The organism is Mycolicibacterium litorale, from assembly GCF_010731695.1.
Classification (GTDB): Bacteria; Actinomycetota; Actinomycetes; order Mycobacteriales; family Mycobacteriaceae; genus Mycobacterium; species Mycobacterium litorale.
The window spans coordinates 2,198,955-2,222,224 of record NZ_AP022586.1 but is presented as its reverse complement, the minus strand read 5'-3'; the positions used below and the strand labels follow the sequence as shown (position 1 = coordinate 2,222,224).

The following is a 23,270-nucleotide window of genomic DNA, read 5'->3' as shown; positions in this document are numbered from 1 at the left end:
TGTTTTTTCATCGCTGCCGGATCACCGGAGGTTCGTGCGCCCGCACCGGCGGAAGTGGACCGGTGAACTTCTCCACCTGCACGAGCACGTGAGCGCCGGTGCTGCCCCGCGCCAGCGATGAGGTGCCCACGTCGTCGGTGAGCACGTTGGGGTTGCCGTGGACGCACATCGCGGCGTAGTCGGCCGGGTCGGCCGGGTCGAACCAGGCCCCGGTCGGCAGGTGCACCACGTCGCGCCGCACGCGGTCGTCGACCACCACGCCGGCCAGGCAGGCGCCGCGATCGTTGAACACCCGCACCACGTCACCGTCGGCGACACCGCGTGCGGCAGCGTCCACCGGGTGCATCCGGATCGCTTCTCGGCCGGAGACTTTCGCGGCCTGACTGGTGGCACCGCCGTCGAGTTGGCCGTGCAGCCGGGTGGCGGGCTGGTTGGCGATCAGATGCAGCGGATAGGTCGCGGCACGTGCGCCGCCGAGCCACTCGGTGGGCTCGAACCACGCGGGATGGCCCACGCAGTCGGCGTATCCGAAGCCGGCGATGTCCTCGGAGAAGATCTCGATGCGGCCACTGGGCGTGCCGAGCCGGTGGGCCACCGGGTCGGCGCGGAAGTCGCCGAGCAACGTCAGACCCGGCTCGGTCGGCAGCCGCAGGCTTCCGTCCCGCCAGAAGTCCTCGAACGTCGGCACCGCGAAATCGAGCCCGGCGGACCACTTCTCGTACAGGTGGGCCAGCCACTGCCAGGCGGTGCGCCCTTCGGTGAACTGCTCACCGAAGCCGAGTCGATCGGCCAGTGCGGAGAACGTCGTGTAGTCGTCGCGGCTGTCGGCGAACGGTTCGACCAGTCGCGGCATCGCCATCAGCACCGGGTCGTTCTTCGATCCCGAGAAGTCGTCGCGTTCGAACGCCGTCGTCGACGGCACCACGATGTCGGCGTGTTTGGCCATCGCGGTCCAGTACGGGTCGTGCACCACGAGGGTCTCCACGCGTGCCAGCGCGCGCCGCAGCCTTGGGATGTTCTGGTGATGGTGGAACGGGTTGCCGCCCGCCCAGTAGACGAGGCGGATGTCGGGATAGGTCAGGCGCATTCCGTTGTAGTCGAACGGCTCACCGGGGTGCAGCAGCATATCGCTGACCGCGGCGACCGGGATGAACGTCCGCACCGGGTTGATGCCCTGCGGCAACCGGGGCAGCCCGCAGCGCAGTGGCGGCAGACCCGGTTCGTTCATCGACCCGTAGCCGTGCCCGAAACCGCCTCCGGGCAGCCCGATCTGGCCCAGCATCGCCGCCAGCGTCAGCCCCATCCACGGCGCCTGTTCACCGTGGCGTACGCGCTGCAGTGACCAACTGACCGTGACGATGGTGCGCCGGTCGGCCATCCGCCGCGCCAGTGCGGTGATGTCGTCAGCGGGTAGTCCGCAGATCCCTGCCGCCCACTGCGGGGTTTTCGCCACGCCGTCGTCGGCGCCGAGTAGGTAGCGTTCGAACCGGTCGTACCCGACGCAGTGGGTGTCGAGGAAGTCGCGGTCGACGAGCCCCTCGGTGGCCAGCACGTGCGCGAGTGCCAGCATGATCGCGACATCGGTGCCCGGTACCGCTGCGTGCCATTCGCATTCGCCGTCGACGTCGTCGCGCAGTGGCGAGAACGACACGATGCGACCGCCGCGGTCACGGAACCGGCGCAGTGCGTCGCGGGCCGGATGTGACGTCGTGCCACCGTGATTGGTCCCGGTGTTCTTCAACGCCAAGCCGCCGAAGCACACCAGCAGGTCGGTGTGGGCGACGATGACGTCCCAGTCGGTGGACCGCTTGAACAGGTCGTCGTGGGTGCCGACGACCCGGGGCATGATCACCCCGGTCGCACCGAGACTGTAGGAGTGACGCGAGAAGGTGTAACCGCCAAGCAGTTTCAAGAACCGGTGCACTTGGCTCTGCGCGTGGTGGAACCGGCCGGCGCTGCCCCACCCGTAGGAGCCGCCGTAGACGGCCTCGTTGCCGTGCGTGTCGACCACCCGGCGGAGCTCGCCGGCGAGCAACTCGGTCAACTCATCCCACGACACGGCGACGAATTCGTCGGCCCCACGCCGCCGAGTGGGTCCCGGGCCGTCCTCGAGCCAGCCGCGCCGTATCGCGGGCCCCGCGATCCGCGACCGATGCCGAACCGAGCCGGGCAGATTGCCCAGCAGGGGAGAGGGATCCTGGTCCCCGGACAGCGGCGCGACGGACGCGATGTCACCGGCGGCGACCTCGGCGGAGAAGCCGCCCCAATGGGTGAGACTGGTCGGGACGCGGGCCATGGCGGAAAGTCTAGGGCCGCACGCCCTCACGCTCCCGGCCGGCGGACCGGCAGCCGTTTCGTCGGGGTCGGGGCCGGAATTCGGCTGGATATGCGCCGACAGAAGGCCCGATTTGCAAGTATCTTGCCCAGAATTGCCTGTCGTGTCCGCGAAACAGACGTCGACTGTCACAAGATTGGCAGGCGCGATACTTTCGACACACTTCGCGCCGAATACAGGAGGTTCGATGAGCGGGCGGCGAACCCTGCTGCGCACGGCGCTGGCGCGCGTGACGGTCGGTCTGGCGGTGATGGCGGCGGGTCTGTTGGTGGCGCCCGTGGCGGCGGCCGACCCGGTCAGCGAGGCCAACGACGCGATCACCGCGGCCTATGACGGTAGTGGCGGTCCGGGCGGACCGCTCGGCGTCCGCGAAGGCGGTGTGTACCCCGTCGGCGAGGGCTTCGGCCAGAACTTCGCGGCGGGCAAGATGTTCTTCACCCCCGCGACCGGTGCCCACTGGATGCAGGGCGCGGTCCTCGAGAAGTACGAGTCGCTCGGCGGGCCCGCCGACGGTGACCTCGGCTTTCCGACGATAAACGAGGGCCCGGGGCGGGTCGGGCCGGACAGCCGCAACGTGACGTTCTCGGCGGCCGACAAGCCGGTCATCTTCTGGACGCCGGCGACCGGTGCCCGCGTCGTGCGCGGTGCGCTCAACGCGGCATGGGACCGGCTCGGCGGCTCGGCCGGAGTGCTGGGTGTGCCCGCCGAGGACGAGGTGTACCGCGGTGACGTGGCGTCGCAGAAGTTCACCGGCGGAGAGCTGTCGTGGAACCGCAAGGACAGGACGTTCACGACCGTTCCGCCGGAACTCGCCGACCAGCTCAAGGATCTGACCGTCCCCGAGGACCCGACCTCGGCCATCGCGGCCGCGCGCCGCGCCGCGGGCGGTCCGCTGGGCCCGCTGGGCGCCAAGGACGGACCGCAGTACCCGATCGGCGACGACGGCGCCGGGCAGAACTTCACCGGCGGCAAGATCTTCTACACCCCGCAGACCGGGGCCAACGTCGTCACCGGCCAGGTGCTGGAGAAGTACGAGAGCGTGGGCGGCCCGGAGGGCGACCTGGGGTTCCCGACCAGCAGCGAAGCCGACGGCGGGCTGGGTTCGAACAGCCGGATCAGCAGGTTCTCCGCCGACGATCAGCCGGTCATCTTCTGGACGCCCGACTACGGCGCCGTCATCGTGCGCGGCGCCATGAACGCCGGCTGGTCCAAACTGGACGGCGCGAAGGGCCCGCTCGGCGCCCCCGTGGCCGATCAGACGGAGAACGGCGACGTCGTCACCCAGCGCTTCAGCGAAGGGGTGCTGTCCTACAACCGGGCGACCGGGCGGTTCAGCACTGAACCCGGCAATCTCGCCGCGCAACTCGCCGGTCTGAAGGTGCCCGGCGAGGAGGTGCCGAAGGCCCCCGCCCAACCGCAGTCCTCCGCCGCCGACGACGACGGAAAGTGGCTCAGCTGGCGGTGGAACTGGTGGTGGCTGCTGGCCCTGATCCCGGTCCTGCTCATCATCGGGCTGGTCGCTGGTGCGGTGCTCTGGAGTCGGCGACGCGGCCGCCACGACGATCGCTTCGGCGACGACGAGGACATCTTCGACCGCGCGATGTACCCGCCCGTCGAGCCCGGCGACGGTGAGGAGCAGCGCCGTTATCCCGAGGCCTACGACGAGCCGGCCCCCGATCGCGGCTACCGCGATGCGCCGCCGGAGCCCGCCGACCCCTTCGCCCCGCAGGACGACCCCGATTCGGTCGACACCGCTCCCACGCGCATCGAGACTCCGCAGCGCGACGACGAGGCGCAGGCCCAGTCGGCGCTCGAGGAGCCGTCACTGCCCGCGCCGGTGGTCGGTGCGTTCACGGAGTCCTCGGCGCCGCAGGCCCCGACACCGGAGAGCGCAGGGGCGCAGGCCCAGGAACCGGAGCCGACGGAACCGGAGCCTTTTGAGCCGGAGCCTTTTGAGCCGGCGCCGTCAGCGGCCGCGTCGTTCGTCCCCTTCGTCGACGATGCGCCCAGCGGCAGGCACGCGGCCATCGACATCGACGAGCCCACACCGGGCCGCACCGCGATCCACGTGCCTCTCGACGACTCGGACGTGGCGCCGGCCGGGTACCCGGTGAAGGCGGACACCAGGTCGGGCCTGTACTGGGCGCCCGGCAGCCCCGGCTATGAGGACGCGGTGGCGCAGATCTACTTCGCCAGTGAGGAATTCGCGCGGACCAACGGCTTCGTGCGCGGCGACTGACCGCCGGTCAGATCTTGCGGATCACGGTGACGACCTTGCCGAGCACGGCGGCGTCGTTACCGGGGATGGGTTCGAACGCCGGGTTGTGCGGCATCAGCCAGACCTGGCCGCGGGTGCGCTTGAACGTCTTGACCGTGGCTTCGCCGTCGATCATGGCCGCCACGATGTCGCCGTTGTCGGCGACGTTCTGCTGACGCACCACGACCCAGTCGCCGTCGCAGATCGCGGCGTCGACCATGGAATCGCCGACGACCTTGAGCAGGAACAGCGACCCTTCTCCGACGAGTTCGCGCGGCAGGGGGAACACGTCCTCGACGGCCTCCTCGGCGAGGATCGGTCCGCCGGCGGCGATGCGGCCGAGCACGGGGACGAACGTCGGTTCGGGCAGTGCGTCACTGCCTGAGACGTCCGTGGTGACCACCGGCGCCGCGGGCTCGTCGGACAGGCGCACGTCGACGGCCCGTGGCCGGTTGGGGTCACGCCGCAGATAGCCCTTGCGCTCCAGGGTGCGCAGCTGATGCGCCACCGACGACGTCGACGTCAAACCGACCGCGTCGCCGATCTCCCGGATGCTCGGTGGGTAGCCGCGACTGGTCACCGAGGCGCGGATGACCTCGAGGATCGTGCGTTGTCGTTCGGTCAGGCCGGCGTCTATGCCCCGTCGCCCGCCGCTGGTCCGGGTGTCGCTGCTGTCGTCGCTCATGACCCTGAATCTAGTCGGCCGACGCCCGATGATCAAACATGTGTTCGAGGCGTGTCGTCCTGCCGCAGGGTCCATGGCCGTCGTCGAACGCCGTCGAACGGACTTGTCAGACCCCTCCCATATCGTCTGCAACAGTTCGATCACACGTTCTATCCATCGAACAGGTGATCGACTACATTCGAACACACAGGCGAACACCCGAAGGGAAGGGCACGCACATGACGATCCTCGACGTGAGGCAGACCCAGCAGAATCCGGCCGTGCGAGGTGTCCGCCGCGCCACCGATGCACGACGGCCCCGCGGCGGCCGTCCCGCCGGTGCGGCCGTGCGGCACCGCGGCAACGGCGTGCTGATGTCGCGGGCCTCTCACCGGCGCCGCCCGATCACGCCCGCCACGACGGTGTTGTTGGCCCTGATGGCCGCTGGGATCACGGTCTGGCTGGGCCTGGTGGCGAACCTGGGTGGCGTGGCGGGGCAGCAGGAGTCGGTGCCCGCCGAACTCGCGGTGGTGCAGGTGCAGACCGGTGAGAGCCTGCACCAGGTCGCGCAACGGGTCGCCCCCGGCGCCCCGGTCGGCGCCGTCGTCGAGCGGATCCGCGAGCTCAACCAGCTGGATTCCGCGGCGTTGGATGCCGGGCAGACGCTCATCGCTCCTGTCAGCTGACGCTGGCCGTGGACAGTGAATCGTGGTGCAGTGCACCGGGCGTGCTCGCCTCGCCGAGTGTGGGGTGGGCGTGGGCCCCGGCCGTCGGCGCCGGCGCGGCCACCCGGGTAGGCTCGGAGAGGTTCGAAAGGCGTACCCGACGGTTCGGCGAAGGAGCGGTGATGCACTGTCCGTTCTGCCGTCATCCCGATTCTCGCGTCGTCGACTCCCGTGAGACCGACGAAGGTCAGGCGATCCGGCGGCGCCGGTCCTGTCCGGAGTGTGGCCGGCGCTTCACCACGGTCGAGACCGCCGTGCTGGCGGTGGTCAAGCGCAGCGGGGTGACCGAGCCGTTCAGCCGGGAAAAGGTCATCAAGGGAGTGCGCCGCGCCTGTCAGGGTCGCCAGGTCGACCCCGATGCGCTCAACCTGCTCGCCCAGCAGGTGGAGGACGCCGTGCGCGCCACCGGTTCGCCGGAAGTGCCCAGCCACGAGGTCGGGCTCGCGATCCTCGGGCCGCTGCGCGACCTCGACGAGGTGGCGTACCTGCGGTTCGCCTCGGTGTACCGATCCTTCGAGTCCGCAGCCGATTTCGAGCGCGAGATCGAAGCGCTGCGCGCGCACCGGGACGTCACGACACCGAGCTGACCCGACGTCAATCCAGGGTGCGTCGGCCGTCGTTGACGACGCGGCCTGCGACCCGCACCCACCCGTCAGGGCTCCAGACCGTGTGGATCACCGAACCCCTGCCCTGCACGATCGTCAGGTCGCGGCTCAGATAGTCGGTGATGCGTACCGCCGCCGCGCCGGTCGCCTCGTCCTCGGGCACCCCGAGCTCCGCGGCGAACATGCGGGCGCGGATGTGTCCCGCCTCGCGATCGGTCCACGTCCACAGGTAGTGGTGGGCGTCATCGGCATAGTCCGACGGGTCGGCGGCGGCCAGCTCCTCGGCGGACTCGAGGTCGTGGATCGCGAACTCCGGCGCCCAGTCCGAGCGGGCCCGCACCATGGTCAGGTCGTCCTCGTAGGCGACCTGCACGATCCCGGCCGGGACCTGCAGGGTGCGCACCGGAAGCCCGTTCTCGCGCAACCACCACGCCGCCCCCACGGTGGGGTGGCCCGCGAACGGCAGCTCGGTCGCGGGGGTGTGGATCCTGATGTGTGCGGTGGTCGCACCGGTGTCCGGTACGTCGACGAAAATCGTTTCGCTGTAACCCAGTTCGCGGGCGATACGCTGCCGGTCACCGGGATCGACTGTGGCGGCGTCGATGACGCCCAGCGGGTTGCCGTGGTTACCCTCGGGGTCGGTGAAAACGCGTAGCACTTCGACATCGATGGCCATGGGGCCGATGCTACGTGTCGTCGGTCAGGTGGCGCTGCGCTCGTCGCTGCCCATGGCGTCGAGCACCGCGACGCGGGTGTCGGCCGAACCGCTGATGGCCGATTCGCTCACACCGGTGCGCAGCAGCTCGCGCAGCATCTCCTGATCGTGGGTCGCCGGCTCGGTCGAATCGATGAACCGCTCCACGGTCTCGACGAACCGGTCCGGGTCGTCGTGGAACGGGAAGTGGCCGGCGCCCTCGAAGATCTCCAGCCGCGAGCCGGGCATCGCGGCGTGCGCCAGCCGGCCGTGACTGGCCGGGATCACCGAATCGTCGCTGCCCCAGATCAGCTGCACCGGCACGGATTCGGTGAGATAACAGCGGTCCAGCATCGTGACCACCTGGCCGCGCCAGTCGACCACGGCGCGCAGCGTGCGGGCGAACGCCGACGACGCGGTCGGCTCGGGCAGATCGGCGAGGATCCGCATCATCTCGGACAGGTCCCGGCCCGCCTTCGTGGTGCCCAGGACCGTCCCCGCCACCCTGCCGGCGAGCTGGAGCGCGGGCAACACCAGGGGGAGTCGCAGCAGGGCGAGTGCCTCGCTGCCCATCGGCAGGGACGCCGCGCGCAGCGCGATGTTGACGTCCTTGGTGACACCGCCCGCGCCGACCAGGATCAGCCGGTCGACGAATTGCGGGAACTGGTAGGCGAACTGCATGGCGACCCCGCCGCCCAGGGAATGACCGACCACGGTCACCCGGTCGATGTCGAGCACGCTGAGCAGGTCGCGCATCCCGTTCGCGTACGCGGCCACCGAATAGTCGGCGCGGGGTTTGTCCGATCTGCCGTGCCCGAGCAGATCGGGCGCGATGACGGTGAACCGCTGCGCGAGTTTGGACTGCACGGTGTTCCACGTCGTGGAGTTGTCGCCGATGCCGTGGATCAGCAGGATCGCCGGACCCTCACCCGCGATCCGGAACGCCCGCCGGTAGCCGTGGATGGTGCGGTACTGCAGCGTCGGCGTCACATCCCGCACCGGTCGCAGATTGGGGGTGCGGTCAGTCATCTCGCCAACCTGTCCTCGGGCCGGGGCTCGCCTCGGCGTGCGGTCTGTTCAGCTACGGTCCTCGCCGTCGGAGAACCCGTCCCGGTACCTGTCCTCTTTGTCCTTCTCGCCGGCCTGCTGGGCGAGGAACCGTTCGAACTCGGCGCCGAGTTCGTCACCGCTGGGGAGATCTTCGTCGTGCGCGAGCAGCGACCGGTTCTCCTGGGCGGCGACGAACGCATCGTACTGGCGCTCCAGGGCGGTCACCACCTGAGCAACTTCGACGCTGGCCTCGACCTGCTCGTTGATCTTGCTGTAGACCTCGGCGCCCGCCTCCGACAGCGCGGCGAGCGGGATCTGCAGCGCCGCCGTCTTGGCGACCTCGGCGAGCAGCGCCTCGGCGGCCGGGGGATAGGCCGTCTGCGACAGGTAGTGCGGTACATACACCGTGTAGCCGACGACCTCGTGACCGTGCTGAGCCATCCGGTACTCCAGCAGATTCGACGCGCTCGCCGGCACCTGGACCTCGCCCACCCACGGGGTGTGCTCGGCGATCAGCTCCTTGTTGTTGGCGTGCGCGGTCATCGTGACCGGCCGGGTGTGCGGAACCGCCATCGGGATCGAGCCGAGCCCGATCGTCTGCCGGACGCCGAGCCGTTCGGCCAGCAGGCGCACCGCGGTGATGAACCGCTCCCAGCGCAGATCCGGCTCCATGCCGGCGAGGAGCAGAAACGGCGTCCCCACGCTGTCATGCATGGCGTAGAGGTTGAGTTCCGGCTCCTCGTAGGCGGAGAAGTGGTCGGTCTTGAACGTCATCAACGGCCGCCGGGAGCGGTAGTCGAGCAGTTCGTCGATGGCGAACGACGCGACCAGCTCGGTGTCCAGGCTGTTCTTGAGGTGCGCGGTGGCCAACCGGACCACGTGGCCGGCGTCCGAGAAACCTTCCAGCGCATGGATCAACACCGGTCCGCGTCCGTCGGCCGCCGACAGCTGCGGGGCCGGGAACTCCAGCTCGTACATGCCGGTGGGGTCGGGCTGGTACTGCTGTCCGTGGGTGGTGTCCGGCTGGTCCGGGGTGTTCGGGTGCTCTGGGGTGTCTGCCATTTCGCTTCGCCTCCTCGCCGCGGTCGACGCCGGTACTACGTCGCGCCGTGACCACAAGTGTCCCGCACTTCGGGGTGTCCGCTGCCGCGGGTACACGCTCAACGCGTCGCGAGCCGCGCCGCATTCCCGCGCAGGATGCCCCGCCGGCGCCCGCTGAACCGGAGTGTCAGGAGCGGAATCGGCTGAGCGCCCGCAGCTTGTTCATCACATCGAGCGCGGCGACCTTGTAGGCCTCGGAGAAGGTCGGGTAGTTGAAGACCGCGTCGACCAGGTATTCGACGGTGCCGCCGCAGCCCATCACGGCCTGCCCGATGTGCACCATCTCGGTGGCGTTGGTCCCGAAGATGTGCACGCCCAGCAGCCGCAGGTCTTCGGTGGACACGAGGAGTTTGAGCATGCCGTACGAGTCCCCGGCGATCTGCCCGCGCGCGAGTTCGCGGTAGCGGGACACGCCGACCTCGTAGGGTACGGAGTCCTTGGTCAGCTCGACCTCGGTGGCGCCGACATAGGACACCTCGGGGATGGAGTAGATGCCGATCGGCTGGATCTCGGTCATGCCCTTCGCCGGTTCCCCGAAGGCGTGATAGGCGGCCAGCCGGCCCTGGTCCATCGACGTGGCGGCCAGCGCGGGGAAGCCGATCACGTCGCCGACGGCGTAGATGTGGTCGACCTTCGTGCGGTAGTTGTCGTCGACGAAGATCCGGCCGCGCGCGTCGGCTTCGAGCCCCGCGTTCTCGAGATCGAGGTGGTCGGTCTGCCCCTGGCGGCCCGCCGAGTACATGACGGTCTCGGCGGGGATCTGCTTACCGCTGGCCAGTGTGGTGACGGTGCCCGCCGAGCCGACGTCGACGGCGGTGACCTCCTCGCCGAAGCGGAACGTCACCGCGAGGTCGCGCAGGTGGAAGCGCAACGCCTCGACGACCTCCGGATCGCAGAACTCCAGCATCGCGTCGCGCTTCTCCACGACGGTCACCTTGGTGCCGAGCGCGGCGAACATCGAGGCGTACTCGATGCCGATCACGCCGGCGCCGACGACCACCATCGACGAGGGGATGAATTGCAGGTCGAGGATCCCGTCGGAGTCGAGCACCCGCCGCTCGTCGAACTCGATGCCGGGCGGGCGGGCCGGTTTGGTGCCGGTGGCGATGACGATGTTGCGACCGCACACCGTGATCCGCTCGGCGCGGTTGGGATCCTCGACCAGGACGGTGTGCTGGTCGACGAAGCGGGCGTGGCCGATGTAGAGCTCGATGCGGTTGCGCATCAGCTGCGACCGCACCACGTCGATCTCCTTGCCGATCACATGCTGGGTGCGTGCCAGCAGATCGGCCGGGGTGATCTTTTCCTTCACGCGGTAGCTGGCGCCGTACAGCTCGCGCTGGCTCATCCCGGTCAGGTAGACGACGGCCTCGCGCAGTGTCTTGGACGGGATCGTGCCGGTGTTGACGCAGACGCCGCCGAGCATGCGGCCGCGCTCGATGACGGCGACCGATTTGCCCAGCTTGGCCGCGGCGATCGCCGCCTTCTGCCCGCCGGGCCCGGATCCGATCACGACCAGGTCGAACTCCTGCATGGAACCCATGGACACAAGGTCTACGCCGCCGGGTGCGTTTCCGCATGCCGACCCGCGTCAACAGCTCGTGAACACTGCCCGCCCACCGCGCGCCTGACCGCCGCGACGTCGGCCCGGTGAGACGATGACCGCGATGGACGGCGTGCTCGTGCGGGGTCGCGGCGCACCGGGCGCCGTGTTGCTCGCGTGCGTCGTCGTGCTGTGCGGATGTGTGCGGGTGGTCGACGGCGCAGCGGCCGTGGACGACGGGATGCCGGTGGTGCTGACCGAAGTGCTGGTCGAGCCGTCCGCGTTTCCCGCGCCGTACCGCGCCGCGGTGCTCGATGCGCATGGGGTCTCCGAGGCCGTCGCGAGCGTCGACGGGGTGCCCGCGGGCGCCACCGTCGAACCGGCCGGATGCGCACCGGCGCCGGTGGGTTCCGGTCCGCGCAACGCAGTGGCCGCGCAGGGCGTCGACCCGGGCACCGGTGCCGCGCTGGTCGTCATCCTCACCCGGACCGGCACGACACTGGCCGACCGCCACGCGCAGGTCGCGCGCTGCCCGTCGTTGACCGCCACCGCAGGCGAGGTGGTCACCACCGTCGACACCGTGCTGCTGCCCGCCCGGCCGGTGGATGCCGACGACTCCCTGGCGAGCGAGGCCACGATCCGGCGGTCCACCGAGCCGCCGGTACGGGTGCTGCGTCTGGGCGCCCAGATCGACGACGTGCGGCTGACCGCCGCGTGGCTGAACAACGACGCGAGTGCAGCCCCGGACACCGCCGCGCTGGACCTTTTGTTCGCCGACGCGCTGCTGACCGTACGCCGCGGCGAACGCTGAGCGCGCCGGCTCTCCCCAGCGCCGAGTTCATCCCCAGACGGGGTCCGCGGGCGGGTCGCGGCGGCCGGACTGACAGGGGGTGCGGCCACTGTTCGAGGTATGACGACATCGCATACCCCTGATTTCGAACTCGACCGCCCGGGCACCGTGATCGCCGCGGTGCCCGCCGTACTGGGCTTCGTGCCCGAAATGTCGCTGGTGCTGGTGACCGTGGACCGCGGGGAGCTGGGATGTGTCCTGCGGATCGATCTGGCCGAGGACATGACCGACCAGATCGCCCACCTGGCCGAGGTGGCCGCGGCCGCACGGCCCGACGGCGCGGTCGCCGTGATCGTCGACGAGCACGGCGCGGGTTGCCACCCGTGCAACGACGACTACCGCGACGTCGCCGAACAGCTCGCCGACGAACTGGACTACCGGGGGATCGAGCTGCTGGGCGCCCACGTCGTCGACCGCGTCGCGGCGGGCGGGCACTGGCACTGCGCGGACGGGTGCGGCCGCGGCGGGGTGATCGAGGACCCGTCGTCGTCGCCGCTGGCGCTCGCGGCGGTCCTCGACGGCCGGCGGCTCTACACCGGCCGCGCCGAACTGCAGGCGGTGATCGCCGTCGACCCGACGCGCAGTGCGGCGCTGGCCGAGGTGATCGCGGCGTGCGAGGGGCCCGAGATGTCCGATGCGGACGCCTGCGCGGCGATCACCGAGGCGCGGGTCGCGGCGGCGCACGTCGCCGACGGCGGCACGCTGGCCGACGAATTGGCCGCACGGCTGGGCCGCGCGCTGCGGGATGTGCGGGTGAGGGACACGTTGTTCGCGCTCGCGGTGGGCGAGGACGCCGACCGGGCCGAGGCGCTGTGGGTGTCGCTGGCCCGCATCCTGCCGGCCGCCTACCGCGTCGAGGCGCTGGTGCTGTTGGCGTTCTCCGCGTACGCCAGGGGAGACGGTCCGCTGGCCGGGGTGTCACTGGAAGCGGCCCTGCGCATCGACGGCAGCCACCGGATGGCGGGCATGCTCGATCAGGCGCTGCAGTCGGGACTGCGACCGGAGCGGATCCGGGAACTCGCCGTCACCGGATACCGGCTCGCCGACCAGTTGGGCGTGCGGTTGCCGCCGCAACGGATCCGCCGGCGCCGCGCGGGTTAGACCTTCTCGACCTTGACGGCGTGCGCCATGTGGTGCGGCAGTTCGACCTGCTCGTGGCCGGGAATGACGATGTTCACCCCACCGTGGGCGGCGGATTCGACGGTGACGCGGGCGTTGGGCACCACACCGGCTTCCTTGAGCCTCGCGATGAGGTCGGCGTCGCCCTGGACGTGTTCGGTCAGCTGGCGGACGACGACCGCGACGGGCATGCCGGCGGGCAGTTCGGTCAGGCGGACCAGGTTGACCGCCTCCGCGCGCGACGGCGACCGGTCGAGGCCCAGTTCGGACAGGCCGGGGATGGGGTTACCGAACGGCGAGGTGGTCGGGTTGTCGAGCACCTGGACGAGGCGCCGTTCGACGTCCTCGCTCATCACGTGCTCCCAACGGCACGCCTCGGCGTGTACTTCCTCCCACGGCAGGCCGATGACGTCGACGAGCAGCCGTTCGGCGAGCCGGTGCTTGCGCATGACCGCGATGGCCAGCGCGCGGCCCTTCTCGGTCAGTTCCAGGTGCCGGTCCCCGGCGACCTGGAGCAGCCCGTCGCGCTCCATGCGCGACACCGTCTGGCTCACCGTCGGACCGCTCTGGTCGAGGCGTTCGGCGATGCGCGCACGCAGCGGCACCACGCCCTCTTCCTCGAGGTCGTAAATGGTGCGCAGGTACATCTCAGTGGTATCGACCAGATCGTTCATTCGGTGCCTCTCAAGACCCTCTGTCGTGGTCGAGTCTACCGGTTGAGCCGCCTCGACAGCGGCCTTCATCGGCGACGACACACACGGTCGGATGTGGGTTCTACGACAACGTGCCCGCCGGGGCGACCGGCGGGCACGTTGGCCGTTCTCGTGGGTGGGCGATCAGCTCGCGTACGAGCGCAGCCGGTCGGCGCGTTCCCCGTTGCGCAGCTTCGCCATCACTTCGCGCTCGATCTGGCGGACCCGCTCACGGGAGAGCCCGAAGAGCTTGCCGATCTGGTCGAGCGTGCGGGGCTGGCCGTCGTCGAGACCGAAGCGCAGCCTGATGACCTGCTGTTCGCGCTCGTCGAGCGTGGCGAGCACGTGCCGGATGTCGGTGTGCAGCAGCTCGGAGATCACCGCGTTCTCGGCCGACATCGCCTCGGCGTCCTCGATGAAGTCGCCCAGCGGGGCCTCCTCGTCGCTGCCGACGGGCATGTCCAGGCTCACCGGATCGCGGCTGTGCTCGAGCAGGTCGGCGATCTTCTCCGCGGGGATGCCCGACTCCTCGGCCAGTTCCTCGTCGGTGGCCTCCCGGCCGAGGTTCTGGTGCATCTCACGCTTGATGCGCGCCAGCTTGTTCACCTGCTCGACGAGGTGGACCGGCAGCCGGATGGTGCGGCTCTGGTCGGCCATGCCGCGGGTGATGGCCTGACGGATCCACCACGTCGCGTACGTCGAGAACTTGAAGCCCTTGGTGTAGTCGAACTTCTCCATGGCGCGGATCAGACCCAGGTTCCCCTCCTGGATCAGGTCCAGCAGCGGCATCCCGCGCCCGGTGTAGCGCTTGGCCAGCGACACCACCAGACGCAGGTTGGCCTCGAGCAGATGCCGCCGCGCGGCCTCACCGTCGCGAACCACTGCCGCCAGATCGCGCTTGCGGGTCTCGCCGAGGCGCTTCTTGGTGTCGAGCAGATGCTGGGCGTAGAGCCCCGCCTCGATGCGCTTGGCCAGCTCGACCTCGTCCGCGGCGTTCAGCAGGGCCGTTTTGCCGATGCCGTTGAGATACACGCGCACGAGGTCAGCGGCCGGGCTCTGGGCGTCCAGATCGCTATCGACGCGGCTTGTGGTGGCATTTGCCATGACGGCCTCCTGATCAGCTCGGTCTGTCATGAGCTTCAACGTTCAAGTGCCGTGAGTAGTTCCCGGGTATCGCGTGCTTCACACGTGTTGATCAGCGGTTTTTGTGTGACGACCTGAGAATGTGCTGAGAATGGCCGGTCGCGACCGTCAACGCGGAGGGTCGCCGTCGCCGGCCGCGGCGTCCGGTTGCGGTGTGGGTTGCACGCGGTATTCCAGCGCGGGCCGTTCGGCGGTGGGGAACAACGGAATCCGCTGTCTGCGGTCGAAACGTCGGGGCTCCTCGGCGCGGCGCGGCGGCCGGTCGTTGGCGATCAGCACGGCCATCCACGGCAGCGGGATCGAGAGCACGACGATGCCCAGCGAGAGGAGACCGTTCTCCCAGATGCTGTAGGCGACCGCGGCCAGGATGAGGGCGGGGATGCGGAACGACATCAGCGTCAGGTACTTCCGGACGCGGGCACGGTGCTGCTCCTCGTACGCCGGTGCCGCACGAGTGATCAGAACTGGCCGACCCTCATCGTCGAAACTCAGCTCGGGGCCGTGTTTCATACCTCCACTGTTCCACATCCTGGGCCTGCCGTGCCCGTCGCATTTCTTACCGAATGCTTGCCGGGCACAATGGATGCATGCAGACGCAGACCATCGAGCGCCCGGACACCGACGAACGCCTCGACGACGGGACCGACGACGACGCTCCCAAGTTCTTCCACTACGTCAAGAAGGACAAGATCGCCGAGAGTGCCGTGATGGGAACGCATGTCGTCGCGCTGTGCGGTGAGGTGTTCCCGGTGACGAAGTCGGCCAAGCCCGGGTCTCCGGTGTGCCCGGACTGCAAGCGGATCTACGAGTCGCTCAAGAAGTAGCGGGCTCGTCCGGGGTGACCGGCGCAGCGGGGGCGCTCGGCGCCGCCGGCGATGCGGCGGCGGCCCGGTCTCCCAGCCAGCCGCGCACCCGGCGCGCGTGGGTGGTCGGCGCCGGCCACTGCTCCTCGATGGCGGCGTTGAGTTCGGCGCCGATCATGATCGCGAAGCCCAGGAAGAACGCGAACAACAGGAAGGCGATCGGAGTCGCCAGTGCGCCGTAGGTGTAGCCGGTGCTGGTGATCCACGTCAGGTACACGCGCAGTCCCAGCGTGGTGACCAGGAACACCACCGCGGCCAGGATCGAGCCCAAGATCAGCCGGTGTGACGGCAGGGGTTTGGGCAGCGACACCCGGTAGAGGATGTTCACCGCGATCATCAGGCCCACGAACAGCGTGGGCCAGTAACCGAAACGCAGCACGTTGTCCCAGTCGTCCGGGATGAACTCGGCCACCTTGCGAGGGCCGAGCGCCAGCAGCGGGGCCGTGGCGATCGCGAACACGAGCATGATCACGTACAGGCCCAGCGCGTAGAACCGTTGCCGGACCGGATGCCGCAGCGGCGTCTGATCGTGCGCTTCGACGATCGAGTCGACGAACGCCGAGATCGCCGACGACCCCGCCCACAGCGAGATGACGAAGCCCAGTGACACCACCTCACCGCGCGCGCCCTTGACGATGTCGCGCACCGTCGGCTCGATGATCTCGTTGACCACGTTCGACGAGAAGAAGCTGTCGGCGGTGTTGATCAGCTGGTTCTCGATCGTTGGCAGGACATCCGGCCCGAACAGCGGCGCGATGTAGGCGAGGCTGCCGAGCATCCCCAACAGCAGGGGTGGCAACGACAGCGCGCACCAGAAGGCCGCCTGGGCCGACTCCGAGAAGATCGAGTCGTCCCAGCTCTTCGACAGCGTGCGGACGACGACGTGCCGAACGTGATGACGGGACGGTTTAACCGGCGGGCGCTGGTCTGTCATGACCAGACCAGCATTACTGACGACGGGCGGGAACGCCCACAATGGCTGGTGCCGTGTTGGACGCCGTGGTGGGGACTCAGGCCTCGACAGGGCTCACTTCGAGGACGGCGGCGAGCTCGACCAGCTTCGCCTCGTGCTCGTTGGCATGGTGCTGGCAGAACAGTAGTTCCGCGCCGGAGGGCAGCTTTGCGCGCACACGGGCCGCGGCACCGCAGCGATCGCAGCGATCAGCCCGCGTGAGTTCGGGGCTGGTCAGAGTTGCGGTCATGGCTCCTCCGTTTCCTTCTCGGCGATCGGGCGGTTCACCCTCACGCGTATCTCCACTCTGTCAGACGTATTCAGTTCCGGCCTTGTTCCCCAGGGGTTCACCGGTGTGTCGTGTCTCACGTCAACTCCGGTTGCCGGGTGTGCAGGCTAGACGTATGTACCCACATTCGGCCCCGAAACCACATGTCCTCGTGCACTTGTGCAGTGCCGCGGAATGGCAGGCGATTTCAGCCCAGGGCGAACACCGTCCGGAGTCGCTCGCGAGTGCCGGCTTCGTCCATCTGTCGACGCCGGCGCAGGTGCACCTGCCGGCCAACCGGCTCTATGCCGGCCGAACCGATCTGGTGCTGCTCCACATCGATCCGGACCGGTTGACCGACCCGGTTCTCTGGGAGCCCGGTGTTCCAACGGATCCCGAGGCGATGAAGTTCCCGCACCTGTACGGCCCGCTGCCCGCGGCGGCGGTGAGAGCTGTCACACCGTACCGGCCGGGCCCCGACGGCACGTTCCCGCCGCTTGATCAGCTGACGTGAGCGTCGACCTCGATCTCGACATACAGGCCGGGGGAGATGAGCGCCGACACCTCGACCATCGTCGCCACGGGGCGGATGGCGCCGAACACCTCCTCGTGCACGGCGCCGACCTCGCGCCAGCGGGAGATGTCGGTGACGTAGATCCGGGTGCGCACCACGTCCGACAGCGACGCGCCGGCCTGGGTGAGAGCGGTTTCGATGCGCCGCAACGCATCTCGCGCTTGCTCGGCGATGTCCTCGCCCGCGCCGGTGGTGCCGGCCACGGCGACCTGGTCGCCGATGCGGATCACCCGCGAATAACCGACGAGCGCTTCGTATTCGGAACCGGAACTGATCACCAGGCGGTCGGCCACTGATTCAGGGTAGGGGAGGGGAAGCGTGGCCAGGCGCCGCGGTCAGTATTCGGCGCGCCCGGTCGAACACCGGCTTGTCGACCATGCGTCCGTCGATCACGCTGACGGCACTACCCTCGCTCTCGATCACCCGTTGGGCCCAGGCCACGTCGGCGGCGCTCGGCGCCAGGGCAGCGGCGGCGGCGGGCACCTGCGCCGGATGAACGCACAGTTTGCCGCCGAAGCCCAGTTGGACGGCGTAGCGGATGTCCTCGGTCAGCGCGGCATTGTCGGTGACGGCGGCGGTGACGCCGTCGAGGGGAGGGGCCAGGCCCGCGGCCGCCGACGCCAGCACCAGCATGCTTCGGGCCGCGGCCAGCGCGGCGCGATCCTCCGGGGCGACCCCTAGGTGCGCTGCGAGGTCGAAGCTGCCGAAGGCCAGGCGGCGGACGGGCGTGGCCGCGGCGACGGTGGCGGCGTTGAGCACTCCGCTCGCTGTCTCGATCAGTGCCAGCACCGCGTGGTCACCGAGCCGCTCGACGATGCGGCGCGCATCCTCGGCTTTCGGCAACATCACCGGGCAGTCGCGGCCCGTCAGCCACTGCAGGTCGGCGTCGCCTTCGACGGTGTCGAAGGCGTTGATCCGCACTGCACAGCGGTGTCCGGCATCCAGCCACCGGCCGACGTTGCGGCGGGCGGCATCCTTGCCGGCCGGTGGCACCGCATCCTCGAGGTCGATGACGACGAGATCGGCCCCGCTGTCCACGGCCTTCCGGAAGCGATCCGGCCGATCACCCGGCACGAAAAGCAGAGTGCCGGCGGTATCGATGTCGATCATGTTGCCCTTCAAGGTGATTCGGTCATGCAGATGCCCTGCCACTTTCCGGCGCGCGCCAGCTGGCGGGTGACCTCGGCGATACCCCGGCAGACGGCGTCGACGGCTTCACGCGGGGCGGACAGCTCATTTGCGGTGCGCACCATCGCGAATCGACGCAATGGGGGATCGATGACGTGCCGTATCGGCACCGACGCCGCGGTGGCGCTCGACAACGGCAGCAGCGCGCACGCGTCGCCGGTCTGGGCGATCCGCACCATCGTGCTCAGCGACTCGACGTCGGCCACCACCGTCGGACTGATCCGATGCTCGCGCAGCGCCTGCTCGATCATCACTCGGAGGCTGCTCCGGATCCCTGGCGCGACGAGCGGTACGTCGGCGAGTTCCGGCAGGCGAATCGTGGTGTCGGAAGCGACGGGACGGCCAGGGTCACCGACGAGATAGAGCTCCTCGGAGTACAGCGCGATGTCGCCGGGGCGCTCGCGCGGCTGATCGCGGTAGACCACTGCAAGGTCCATTCGGCCACGGTCGAAGAGCTCCTCGATGTAGCCGCTCATCGACTCGAACAACTCGAGCCGTACCCCGGGAACTTGCTGGCGGACCCACGAATACAGCGGCGCGGCAAGCTGAGTCGCGACCGCGGACGGCAGCCCGACAGCCACCAGTCCGCGGATCTGACGATGATCGGACACCGCCCGCGACAGTTGGTCGAACTGCCGCACCATGCGGTGCGCGTCCCGGTAGAAGTCCTGACCGGCCTCGGTGGCGAGCACCCCGCGCGGTCCGCGTTCGAGGAGCCGGACGCCGAGCTCGTCCTCCAGGTGCGTCATCCGCTGGCTCAGCGCCGGCTGCGAGATCCGCAGGGCGACCGCCGCCCGCGACAGGCTGCCTGCGTCGACGACCGCGATCAGGTACCGCAAATCGGTGATGTCCACTGTGATCAGACGACACCGTCGGTGCGCAACACGTCGATCTCCTCGCCGGAGAACCCGAGGTCTTGCAGGATCGGCCGGGTGTGCTCGCCCAACGCGGGTACGGGCTCCATGCGCGGATCGTCGTCGACCAGACCGGGCAGTCGCAGCGCCGGAACGTCTCCTGCAGGCGTGCCGACGGTCCGCCAACGGTTCCGGGCAGCCAATTGAGGGTGTGCCCACACGTCACTCATCGTATTGACCCGTGCGTAGGCGACCGGGACCATCGCCAGGGCGGCCACCGCCTCGTGCCCGCTGAGTTGGGCGAAGCGGTCGGCGATGATCGGTGCGAGCGTTTCGCGATGGTGGTTTCGTTGGTAGTTGGTTCGGTACTCCTCGCGGGTGGCGATGGACGCGTCACCGAGGAAGCGGTCGCAGAACGCCGCCCACTCGCGCTCGTTCTGGATGGCCATCATCACGGTCGTGCCGTCACCGGCGGTGAACGGGCCGTAGGGGTAGATGGTCGCGTGCGCGGCCCCGGCCCGCGGCGGCGGTGGGGCGCCGTCGAAGCTGTAGTAGAGCGGAAACCCCATCCACTCCACTGTCGCTTCGAGCATCGACACATCGAGATGCGCGCCGCGACCAGTAGTTCCGCGTTCGATCAGCGCAGCGAGGATCGAGCTGTATGCGTACATCCCAGCGGCGATGTCGGACACCGAGATGCCGACTTTGGCCATGTCGTCGGCCGTGCCGGTGACCGACAGCAGACCGGCTTCGCTCTGCACCATCAGGTCGTAGGCCTTCATCGTCTCGTATGGTCCGCCGAGCCCGTATCCGGAGATGTCACAAACGATCAGCTTCGGATTGGTCCGCTGCAGTTCGGCCGCGCCGAGCCCCGCCCGACCCGTCGCGCCCGGGGCGAGGTTCTGCAGGAAGACATCGGCGTCGTCGAGCAGCCGCCGGACGATCTCCGCTCCCCGCGGATCCTTGAAGTCGACGGTCAGCGATTCCTTGTTGCGGTTGGTCCACACGAAGTGACTGCTCAGACCGTTCACCCGGGTGTCGTAGCCGCGGGCGAAATCACCGGCACCCGGTCGTTCCAGTTTGATGACCCGGGCGCCGAGGTCGGCCAGGTGCCGGCTCGCATATGGGGCGGCGATGGCTTGTTCCAGCGATACGACGGTGATACCGCGCAGGGGTTGCATGACGCTCCTCGCAGATTCAGATGACAAGGCTCAGGCCGGCGATCAGGGGTAGCGCGACGACGGATGCCAGGGCGGTGACGAAGGTCAACGCCTTGAGCGCACCGCGCGTGGTGACTCCGAGGAGGGTCTGGAACATCCAGAAGAAGTTGCTGTTCACCTGCAGTGCGAACAGCGCTCCGGCGCCGATGGCCAGGCCGATGATGACTACCGGTGCGCCGAGTTGGCCAAGGACTGGGCCGATGATGCCGGACGCGGTGATCGCCGCGACGGAGATCGACCCGATCGCCAGGTGCAACACTGCCGCGATCAGCCAGGCGAGCAGGATGCTCACGATGATCGGCGCGCCGGCTTCTGCGGAGAACAGGTCACCCAGCACATCCTGCAGGTCGGTCGACGAAATCACCTCGCCGAGCGATCCGCCCACGCCGGTGATCAGCAGAATCTGACCCATGGTGTTGAAACCCTTGGTCATCGCCTCGTCGGTGCGGTCGCGGTCCAGACTGACCTTGGCGAGGACGTATGCGCCGAGCAGGCCCACGAACAGAGCGAACACCGGGTTGCCGATGAAGGCGATCAGCGACGTGGAGAAGCCGGCGGCGTCGGCGATCGCGCCGAAGGCGATCATCACCAGCGGAACGATCACCGGAAGCAGTGCGAGGAACAGCGGTGGCAGGCGCCGGCCGGACTCCTCATCGGCGTCCGTCATGTCAGCGGCCAGTGCCTCCTCCTCGAGTAGCGCTTCCGAGGCGTGCTCGTCCTTGTCCGGGTTCCAGAAACCGAATCGCACCAGCACGCTGTAGAGGAGAACGGTGATGAGCACGGTCAGGGTGCCGATGACCAAGCCGTAGCCGAGCATCGTCGCCAGCGGAATGTCCAGCAGACCGGCGATCGACACGGTTCCGAGGCCCGGAACGACGAAGACGTACCCGACCAGGATCCCCGCGGTCAGGGCGCCGGCCAGCAGACCGAGCCCGTTGCGACCGAGTTCCGGTGCCGCCGAGCGGGCGAGAGGAGCAGCCAGCACGAGCTGAACGTCGACGTAGATCGACGGGAAGACCGTGGTCAGTGCGGCGGCCATCGCATACGGCAACCGCCTTGGTCCGAGCGCGCGGATCAGCAACACCACCAGCCGTTGGAGTGCGCCCATGGAATACAGCAGGGCCCCGATCAGCACTCCGAACCCGATCAGGAGGCCCACTTCGGCCATGATGCTGCCGAATCCGTCGATGATCGCCGTGATGGTGGACTCCAGGCCGAGGCCGGACGCCAGACCCAGATACAGCGAGCCCACCACGAGCGAGATGACGGGATCGATCTTCAGAATGATGATCAGTCCGACCACGGCGGCGATGGCGATGGTCGCGTGCAAGACGATCATGGTGTGGGCTCCTCGATGAGCGGGCTGTTGCGTGAAGCCAATCACCGAGGAGCGCTCAACAGAAGACCATAATCCACTAGCCCACCATAAGCCCCGCTTATAGCTGTCGGCAGACAAAATGCCGATGCCGGTCGCCGGTCGTCAGACCGGGTCGGCTTCGATGATCGACAGCGGGGTCACCGTGTCGATCACCCGGGTGATGCGAAAACCGGTGCGCGACAACAGGTTCGCGTACTCGCCACGGGTGCGCTCCCTGCCACCCGCGGTGACCAGCATCTCGAGGTCGAGCAGCAGTCCGATGAACCCGTTGGCGCGTTCGGGCAGCACCATCTCGAGCAGCAGCAGTTTGCCGCCGGGTGTGATGGCGGTGCGGATGTTGCGCAGGATGCGCACCGCATCGTCGTCGTTCCAGTCGTGGATGATGTTCTTCATCACGTAGGTGTCGCCGCCGTCGGGCACCGAGTCCATGAACGATCCGCCGGTGGCCGAGGCGCGGTCGGCGACCCCGGCCGCGTCGAACGTCGGGCCGGCGCCGGCCACCACCGCGGGCAGGTCGTAGAGCACCCCGCGGGCCTCGGGGGCGCTGCGCAGGATCGTGCTCAGCACCGAACCGTGCCCGCCGCCCACGTCGACCACGAGCCTGACACCGGTGAAGTCATAGGCGCCCAGCGCCACTTCGTCGGCCAGGCCGCTGCTCGCGGTCATCGCGTTGTTGAACACCGCCGCGAACTCCGGGTCGGTGTCGAGGTACTCGAAGAACGGCCGGCCGTGCAGTTCGGAGAACGCCGTGCCGCCCGTGCGCACCGAGTGCTCGAGATTGCCCCAGTCCGCCCAGCGGATCGGGTGTCCGATGAACAGCACCATGTCGCGCAGCGAGCCCTCTGCGTCCGAGCGCAGGGCGTCGCCGACGCGGGTCAGCGCGAACGACCCGTCGGCGCGCTGGGTGAGCACACCGCGGCTGGCGAGCGCCCGCATGAGCCGGTACACCCCGTCGGCGTCGACGCCGATCCGAGCGGCGACGTCCTTGGCGTGTCTGGGGCCGGCCGCCAACTGGTCGGGGACGCCGAGCCGCGCGGCCGTGTACAGCGCCGCGGTGGTCCAGGCGCCCGTCGCCAGTTCGAGCAGCGCGATGTTGCCCGGCGCGGTCGAGCGATGCGCCCGCTGCAGGCCGGCACGGATGCGATCGACCGCGCGCACCAGTCGCTGCGGCGGCACCTTCGGAGGCTTCGGCACG

Annotated in this window: 24 protein-coding genes; 7 read left to right on the top strand and 17 right to left on the bottom strand. The window is 69.0% G+C overall.

Annotated features, from left to right (window positions below; translation table 11 throughout):
• Window positions 1-7: 7 nt before the first annotated feature.
• Complete coding sequence (locus G6N30_RS10410; protein WP_134052494.1) at window positions 8-2,296, bottom strand: molybdopterin-dependent oxidoreductase; 2,289 nt, start codon at window positions 2,294-2,296, stop codon at window positions 8-10.
• A gap of 226 nt (window positions 2,297-2,522) precedes the next feature.
• Between G6N30_RS10410 and G6N30_RS10405 the strand changes: the two genes are divergently transcribed.
• The gene (locus G6N30_RS10405; RefSeq protein WP_134052492.1) at window positions 2,523-4,574 is read left to right on the top strand and encodes a sunset domain-containing protein; all 2,052 of its coding nucleotides are present in this window, start codon (window positions 2,523-2,525) and stop codon (window positions 4,572-4,574) included.
• A 7-nt stretch (window positions 4,575-4,581) separates the two neighbouring features.
• Here the strand turns inward: G6N30_RS10405 and lexA are convergent, their stop codons facing one another.
• Entirely contained in the window at window positions 4,582-5,277 is a 696-nt protein-coding gene (gene lexA / locus G6N30_RS10400; protein WP_134052490.1) for a transcriptional repressor LexA, read from the bottom strand.
• Window positions 5,278-5,495: 218 nt separating this feature from the next.
• Between lexA and G6N30_RS10395 the strand changes: the two genes are divergently transcribed.
• Complete coding sequence (locus tag G6N30_RS10395; RefSeq protein ID WP_134052488.1) at window positions 5,496-5,942, top strand: LysM peptidoglycan-binding domain-containing protein; 447 nt, start codon at window positions 5,496-5,498, stop codon at window positions 5,940-5,942.
• A 161-nt stretch (window positions 5,943-6,103) separates the two neighbouring features.
• Window positions 6,104-6,568 (top strand): transcriptional regulator NrdR, encoded by a 465-nt coding sequence (gene nrdR / locus G6N30_RS10390; protein ID WP_134052486.1) that lies wholly within the window; start codon window positions 6,104-6,106, stop codon window positions 6,566-6,568.
• 7 nt (window positions 6,569-6,575) lie between these two features.
• Here the strand turns inward: nrdR and G6N30_RS10385 are convergent, their stop codons facing one another.
• From G6N30_RS10385 to sthA, 4 genes are all read right to left on the bottom strand, one after another.
• Window positions 6,576-7,262 (bottom strand): PhzF family protein, encoded by a 687-nt coding sequence (locus tag G6N30_RS10385; RefSeq protein WP_134052484.1) that lies wholly within the window; start codon window positions 7,260-7,262, stop codon window positions 6,576-6,578.
• A gap of 24 nt (window positions 7,263-7,286) precedes the next feature.
• Window positions 7,287-8,309: an alpha/beta fold hydrolase gene (locus G6N30_RS10380; RefSeq protein WP_134052482.1), complete on the bottom strand. Its 1,023-nt coding sequence runs from the start codon at window positions 8,307-8,309 to the stop codon at window positions 7,287-7,289.
• Window positions 8,310-8,357: 48 nt separating this feature from the next.
• Window positions 8,358-9,392, bottom strand: coding sequence for a proteasome assembly chaperone family protein (locus G6N30_RS10375; RefSeq protein WP_134052480.1), 1,035 nt, complete (start codon window positions 9,390-9,392; stop codon window positions 8,358-8,360).
• A 166-nt stretch (window positions 9,393-9,558) separates the two neighbouring features.
• Entirely contained in the window at window positions 9,559-10,974 is a 1,416-nt protein-coding gene (sthA, locus tag G6N30_RS10370; protein ID WP_134052478.1) for a Si-specific NAD(P)(+) transhydrogenase, read from the bottom strand.
• A gap of 115 nt (window positions 10,975-11,089) precedes the next feature.
• Here sthA and G6N30_RS10365 point away from each other — a divergent pair, with 115 nt between their 5' ends.
• The gene (locus G6N30_RS10365; protein ID WP_134052476.1) at window positions 11,090-11,785 is read left to right on the top strand and encodes a hypothetical protein; all 696 of its coding nucleotides are present in this window, start codon (window positions 11,090-11,092) and stop codon (window positions 11,783-11,785) included.
• Window positions 11,786-11,884: 99 nt separating this feature from the next.
• A complete protein-coding gene (locus tag G6N30_RS10360; RefSeq protein ID WP_134052474.1) occupies window positions 11,885-12,925 on the top strand; it encodes a DUF4192 domain-containing protein in 1,041 nt (346 codons plus the stop codon).
• Here G6N30_RS10360 and G6N30_RS10355 read toward each other — a convergent pair.
• From G6N30_RS10355 to G6N30_RS10345, 3 genes are all read right to left on the bottom strand, one after another.
• A complete protein-coding gene (locus tag G6N30_RS10355) occupies window positions 12,922-13,617 on the bottom strand; it encodes an iron-dependent transcriptional repressor DtxR (RefSeq protein WP_134052472.1) in 696 nt (231 codons plus the stop codon). The genes G6N30_RS10360 and G6N30_RS10355 overlap by 4 nt on opposite strands.
• Window positions 13,618-13,779: 162 nt before the next feature.
• Window positions 13,780-14,739, bottom strand: a complete 960-nt coding sequence (sigB, locus tag G6N30_RS10350) for a sigma-70 family RNA polymerase sigma factor SigB (RefSeq protein WP_134052470.1) — start codon at window positions 14,737-14,739, stop codon at window positions 13,780-13,782.
• 147 nt (window positions 14,740-14,886) lie between these two features.
• Window positions 14,887-15,306 (bottom strand): DUF3099 domain-containing protein, encoded by a 420-nt coding sequence (locus G6N30_RS10345; RefSeq protein WP_134052468.1) that lies wholly within the window; start codon window positions 15,304-15,306, stop codon window positions 14,887-14,889.
• Between the two features lie 59 nt (window positions 15,307-15,365).
• Here G6N30_RS10345 and G6N30_RS10340 point away from each other — a divergent pair, with 59 nt between their 5' ends.
• Complete coding sequence (locus tag G6N30_RS10340; protein WP_134052466.1) at window positions 15,366-15,602, top strand: DUF3039 domain-containing protein; 237 nt, start codon at window positions 15,366-15,368, stop codon at window positions 15,600-15,602.
• Here the strand turns inward: G6N30_RS10340 and G6N30_RS10335 are convergent.
• Together G6N30_RS10335 and G6N30_RS10330 are read right to left on the bottom strand one after the other, a co-directional pair.
• Window positions 15,592-16,575 (bottom strand): YihY/virulence factor BrkB family protein, encoded by a 984-nt coding sequence (locus G6N30_RS10335; protein WP_134052464.1) that lies wholly within the window; start codon window positions 16,573-16,575, stop codon window positions 15,592-15,594. The two genes, G6N30_RS10340 and G6N30_RS10335, sit on opposite strands and share 11 nt — an antisense overlap.
• Before the next feature lie 76 nt (window positions 16,576-16,651).
• Window positions 16,652-16,843: a DUF7455 domain-containing protein gene (locus G6N30_RS10330; protein WP_011559579.1), complete on the bottom strand. Its 192-nt coding sequence runs from the start codon at window positions 16,841-16,843 to the stop codon at window positions 16,652-16,654.
• A gap of 154 nt (window positions 16,844-16,997) precedes the next feature.
• Here G6N30_RS10330 and G6N30_RS10325 point away from each other — a divergent pair, with 154 nt between their 5' ends.
• A complete protein-coding gene (locus G6N30_RS10325; RefSeq protein WP_163687504.1) occupies window positions 16,998-17,375 on the top strand; it encodes a DUF952 domain-containing protein in 378 nt (125 codons plus the stop codon).
• Here the strand turns inward: G6N30_RS10325 and G6N30_RS10320 are convergent.
• The 6 genes from G6N30_RS10320 to G6N30_RS10295 all read right to left on the bottom strand — a co-directional run bounded on the left by G6N30_RS10320 (window position 17,363) and on the right by G6N30_RS10295 (window position 23,269).
• Window positions 17,363-17,728, bottom strand: a complete 366-nt coding sequence (locus tag G6N30_RS10320; protein WP_234880094.1) for a RidA family protein — start codon at window positions 17,726-17,728, stop codon at window positions 17,363-17,365. The genes G6N30_RS10325 and G6N30_RS10320 overlap by 13 nt on opposite strands.
• A gap of 4 nt (window positions 17,729-17,732) precedes the next feature.
• Window positions 17,733-18,545, bottom strand: coding sequence for an HpcH/HpaI aldolase/citrate lyase family protein (locus G6N30_RS10315; protein WP_134052460.1), 813 nt, complete (start codon window positions 18,543-18,545; stop codon window positions 17,733-17,735).
• Window positions 18,546-18,553: 8 nt separating this feature from the next.
• Window positions 18,554-19,477 (bottom strand): LysR substrate-binding domain-containing protein, encoded by a 924-nt coding sequence (locus tag G6N30_RS10310; protein ID WP_134052458.1) that lies wholly within the window; start codon window positions 19,475-19,477, stop codon window positions 18,554-18,556.
• A 5-nt stretch (window positions 19,478-19,482) separates the two neighbouring features.
• Window positions 19,483-20,658, bottom strand: a complete 1,176-nt coding sequence (locus G6N30_RS10305) for a CaiB/BaiF CoA transferase family protein (RefSeq protein WP_134052456.1) — start codon at window positions 20,656-20,658, stop codon at window positions 19,483-19,485.
• Between the two features lie 16 nt (window positions 20,659-20,674).
• Window positions 20,675-22,036: a GntP family permease gene (locus G6N30_RS10300; RefSeq protein ID WP_134052454.1), complete on the bottom strand. Its 1,362-nt coding sequence runs from the start codon at window positions 22,034-22,036 to the stop codon at window positions 20,675-20,677.
• A gap of 141 nt (window positions 22,037-22,177) precedes the next feature.
• Window positions 22,178-23,269: a methyltransferase gene (locus G6N30_RS10295; protein WP_134052452.1), complete on the bottom strand. Its 1,092-nt coding sequence runs from the start codon at window positions 23,267-23,269 to the stop codon at window positions 22,178-22,180.
• Window position 23,270 lies beyond the last annotated feature (1 nt).

Bases quoted from the DNA above. Each gene is read 5' to 3' on its own strand.
- nrdR (WP_134052486.1), top strand. From the start codon at position 6,104: ATGCACTGTCCGTTCTGCCGTCATCCCGATTCTCGCGTCGTCGACTCC.
- G6N30_RS10325 (WP_163687504.1), top strand. From the start codon at position 16,998: ATGTACCCACATTCGGCCCCGAAACCACATGTCCTCGTGCACTTGTGC.
- G6N30_RS10300 (WP_134052454.1), bottom strand. From the start codon at position 22,036: ATGATCGTCTTGCACGCGACCATCGCCATCGCCGCCGTGGTCGGACTG.
- G6N30_RS10375 (WP_134052480.1), bottom strand. From the start codon at position 9,392: ATGGCAGACACCCCAGAGCACCCGAACACCCCGGACCAGCCGGACACC.
- G6N30_RS10340 (WP_134052466.1), top strand. From the start codon at position 15,366: ATGCAGACGCAGACCATCGAGCGCCCGGACACCGACGAACGCCTCGAC.
- G6N30_RS10355 (WP_134052472.1), bottom strand. From the start codon at position 13,617: ATGAACGATCTGGTCGATACCACTGAGATGTACCTGCGCACCATTTAC.
- G6N30_RS10345 (WP_134052468.1), bottom strand. From the start codon at position 15,306: ATGTGGAACAGTGGAGGTATGAAACACGGCCCCGAGCTGAGTTTCGAC.
- G6N30_RS10330 (WP_011559579.1), bottom strand. From the start codon at position 16,843: ATGACCGCAACTCTGACCAGCCCCGAACTCACGCGGGCTGATCGCTGC.
- G6N30_RS10305 (WP_134052456.1), bottom strand. From the start codon at position 20,658: ATGCAACCCCTGCGCGGTATCACCGTCGTATCGCTGGAACAAGCCATC.
- G6N30_RS10335 (WP_134052464.1), bottom strand. From the start codon at position 16,575: ATGACAGACCAGCGCCCGCCGGTTAAACCGTCCCGTCATCACGTTCGG.
- G6N30_RS10380 (WP_134052482.1), bottom strand. From the start codon at position 8,309: ATGACTGACCGCACCCCCAATCTGCGACCGGTGCGGGATGTGACGCCG.
- sigB (WP_134052470.1), bottom strand. From the start codon at position 14,739: ATGGCAAATGCCACCACAAGCCGCGTCGATAGCGATCTGGACGCCCAG.
- sthA (WP_134052478.1), bottom strand. From the start codon at position 10,974: ATGGGTTCCATGCAGGAGTTCGACCTGGTCGTGATCGGATCCGGGCCC.
- G6N30_RS10395 (WP_134052488.1), top strand. From the start codon at position 5,496: ATGACGATCCTCGACGTGAGGCAGACCCAGCAGAATCCGGCCGTGCGA.
- G6N30_RS10410 (WP_134052494.1), bottom strand. From the start codon at position 2,296: ATGGCCCGCGTCCCGACCAGTCTCACCCATTGGGGCGGCTTCTCCGCC.
- G6N30_RS10405 (WP_134052492.1), top strand. From the start codon at position 2,523: ATGAGCGGGCGGCGAACCCTGCTGCGCACGGCGCTGGCGCGCGTGACG.
- G6N30_RS10385 (WP_134052484.1), bottom strand. From the start codon at position 7,262: ATGGCCATCGATGTCGAAGTGCTACGCGTTTTCACCGACCCCGAGGGT.
- G6N30_RS10365 (WP_134052476.1), top strand. From the start codon at position 11,090: ATGACCGCGATGGACGGCGTGCTCGTGCGGGGTCGCGGCGCACCGGGC.
- lexA (WP_134052490.1), bottom strand. From the start codon at position 5,277: ATGAGCGACGACAGCAGCGACACCCGGACCAGCGGCGGGCGACGGGGC.
- G6N30_RS10360 (WP_134052474.1), top strand. From the start codon at position 11,885: ATGACGACATCGCATACCCCTGATTTCGAACTCGACCGCCCGGGCACC.
- G6N30_RS10315 (WP_134052460.1), bottom strand. From the start codon at position 18,545: ATGATCGACATCGATACCGCCGGCACTCTGCTTTTCGTGCCGGGTGAT.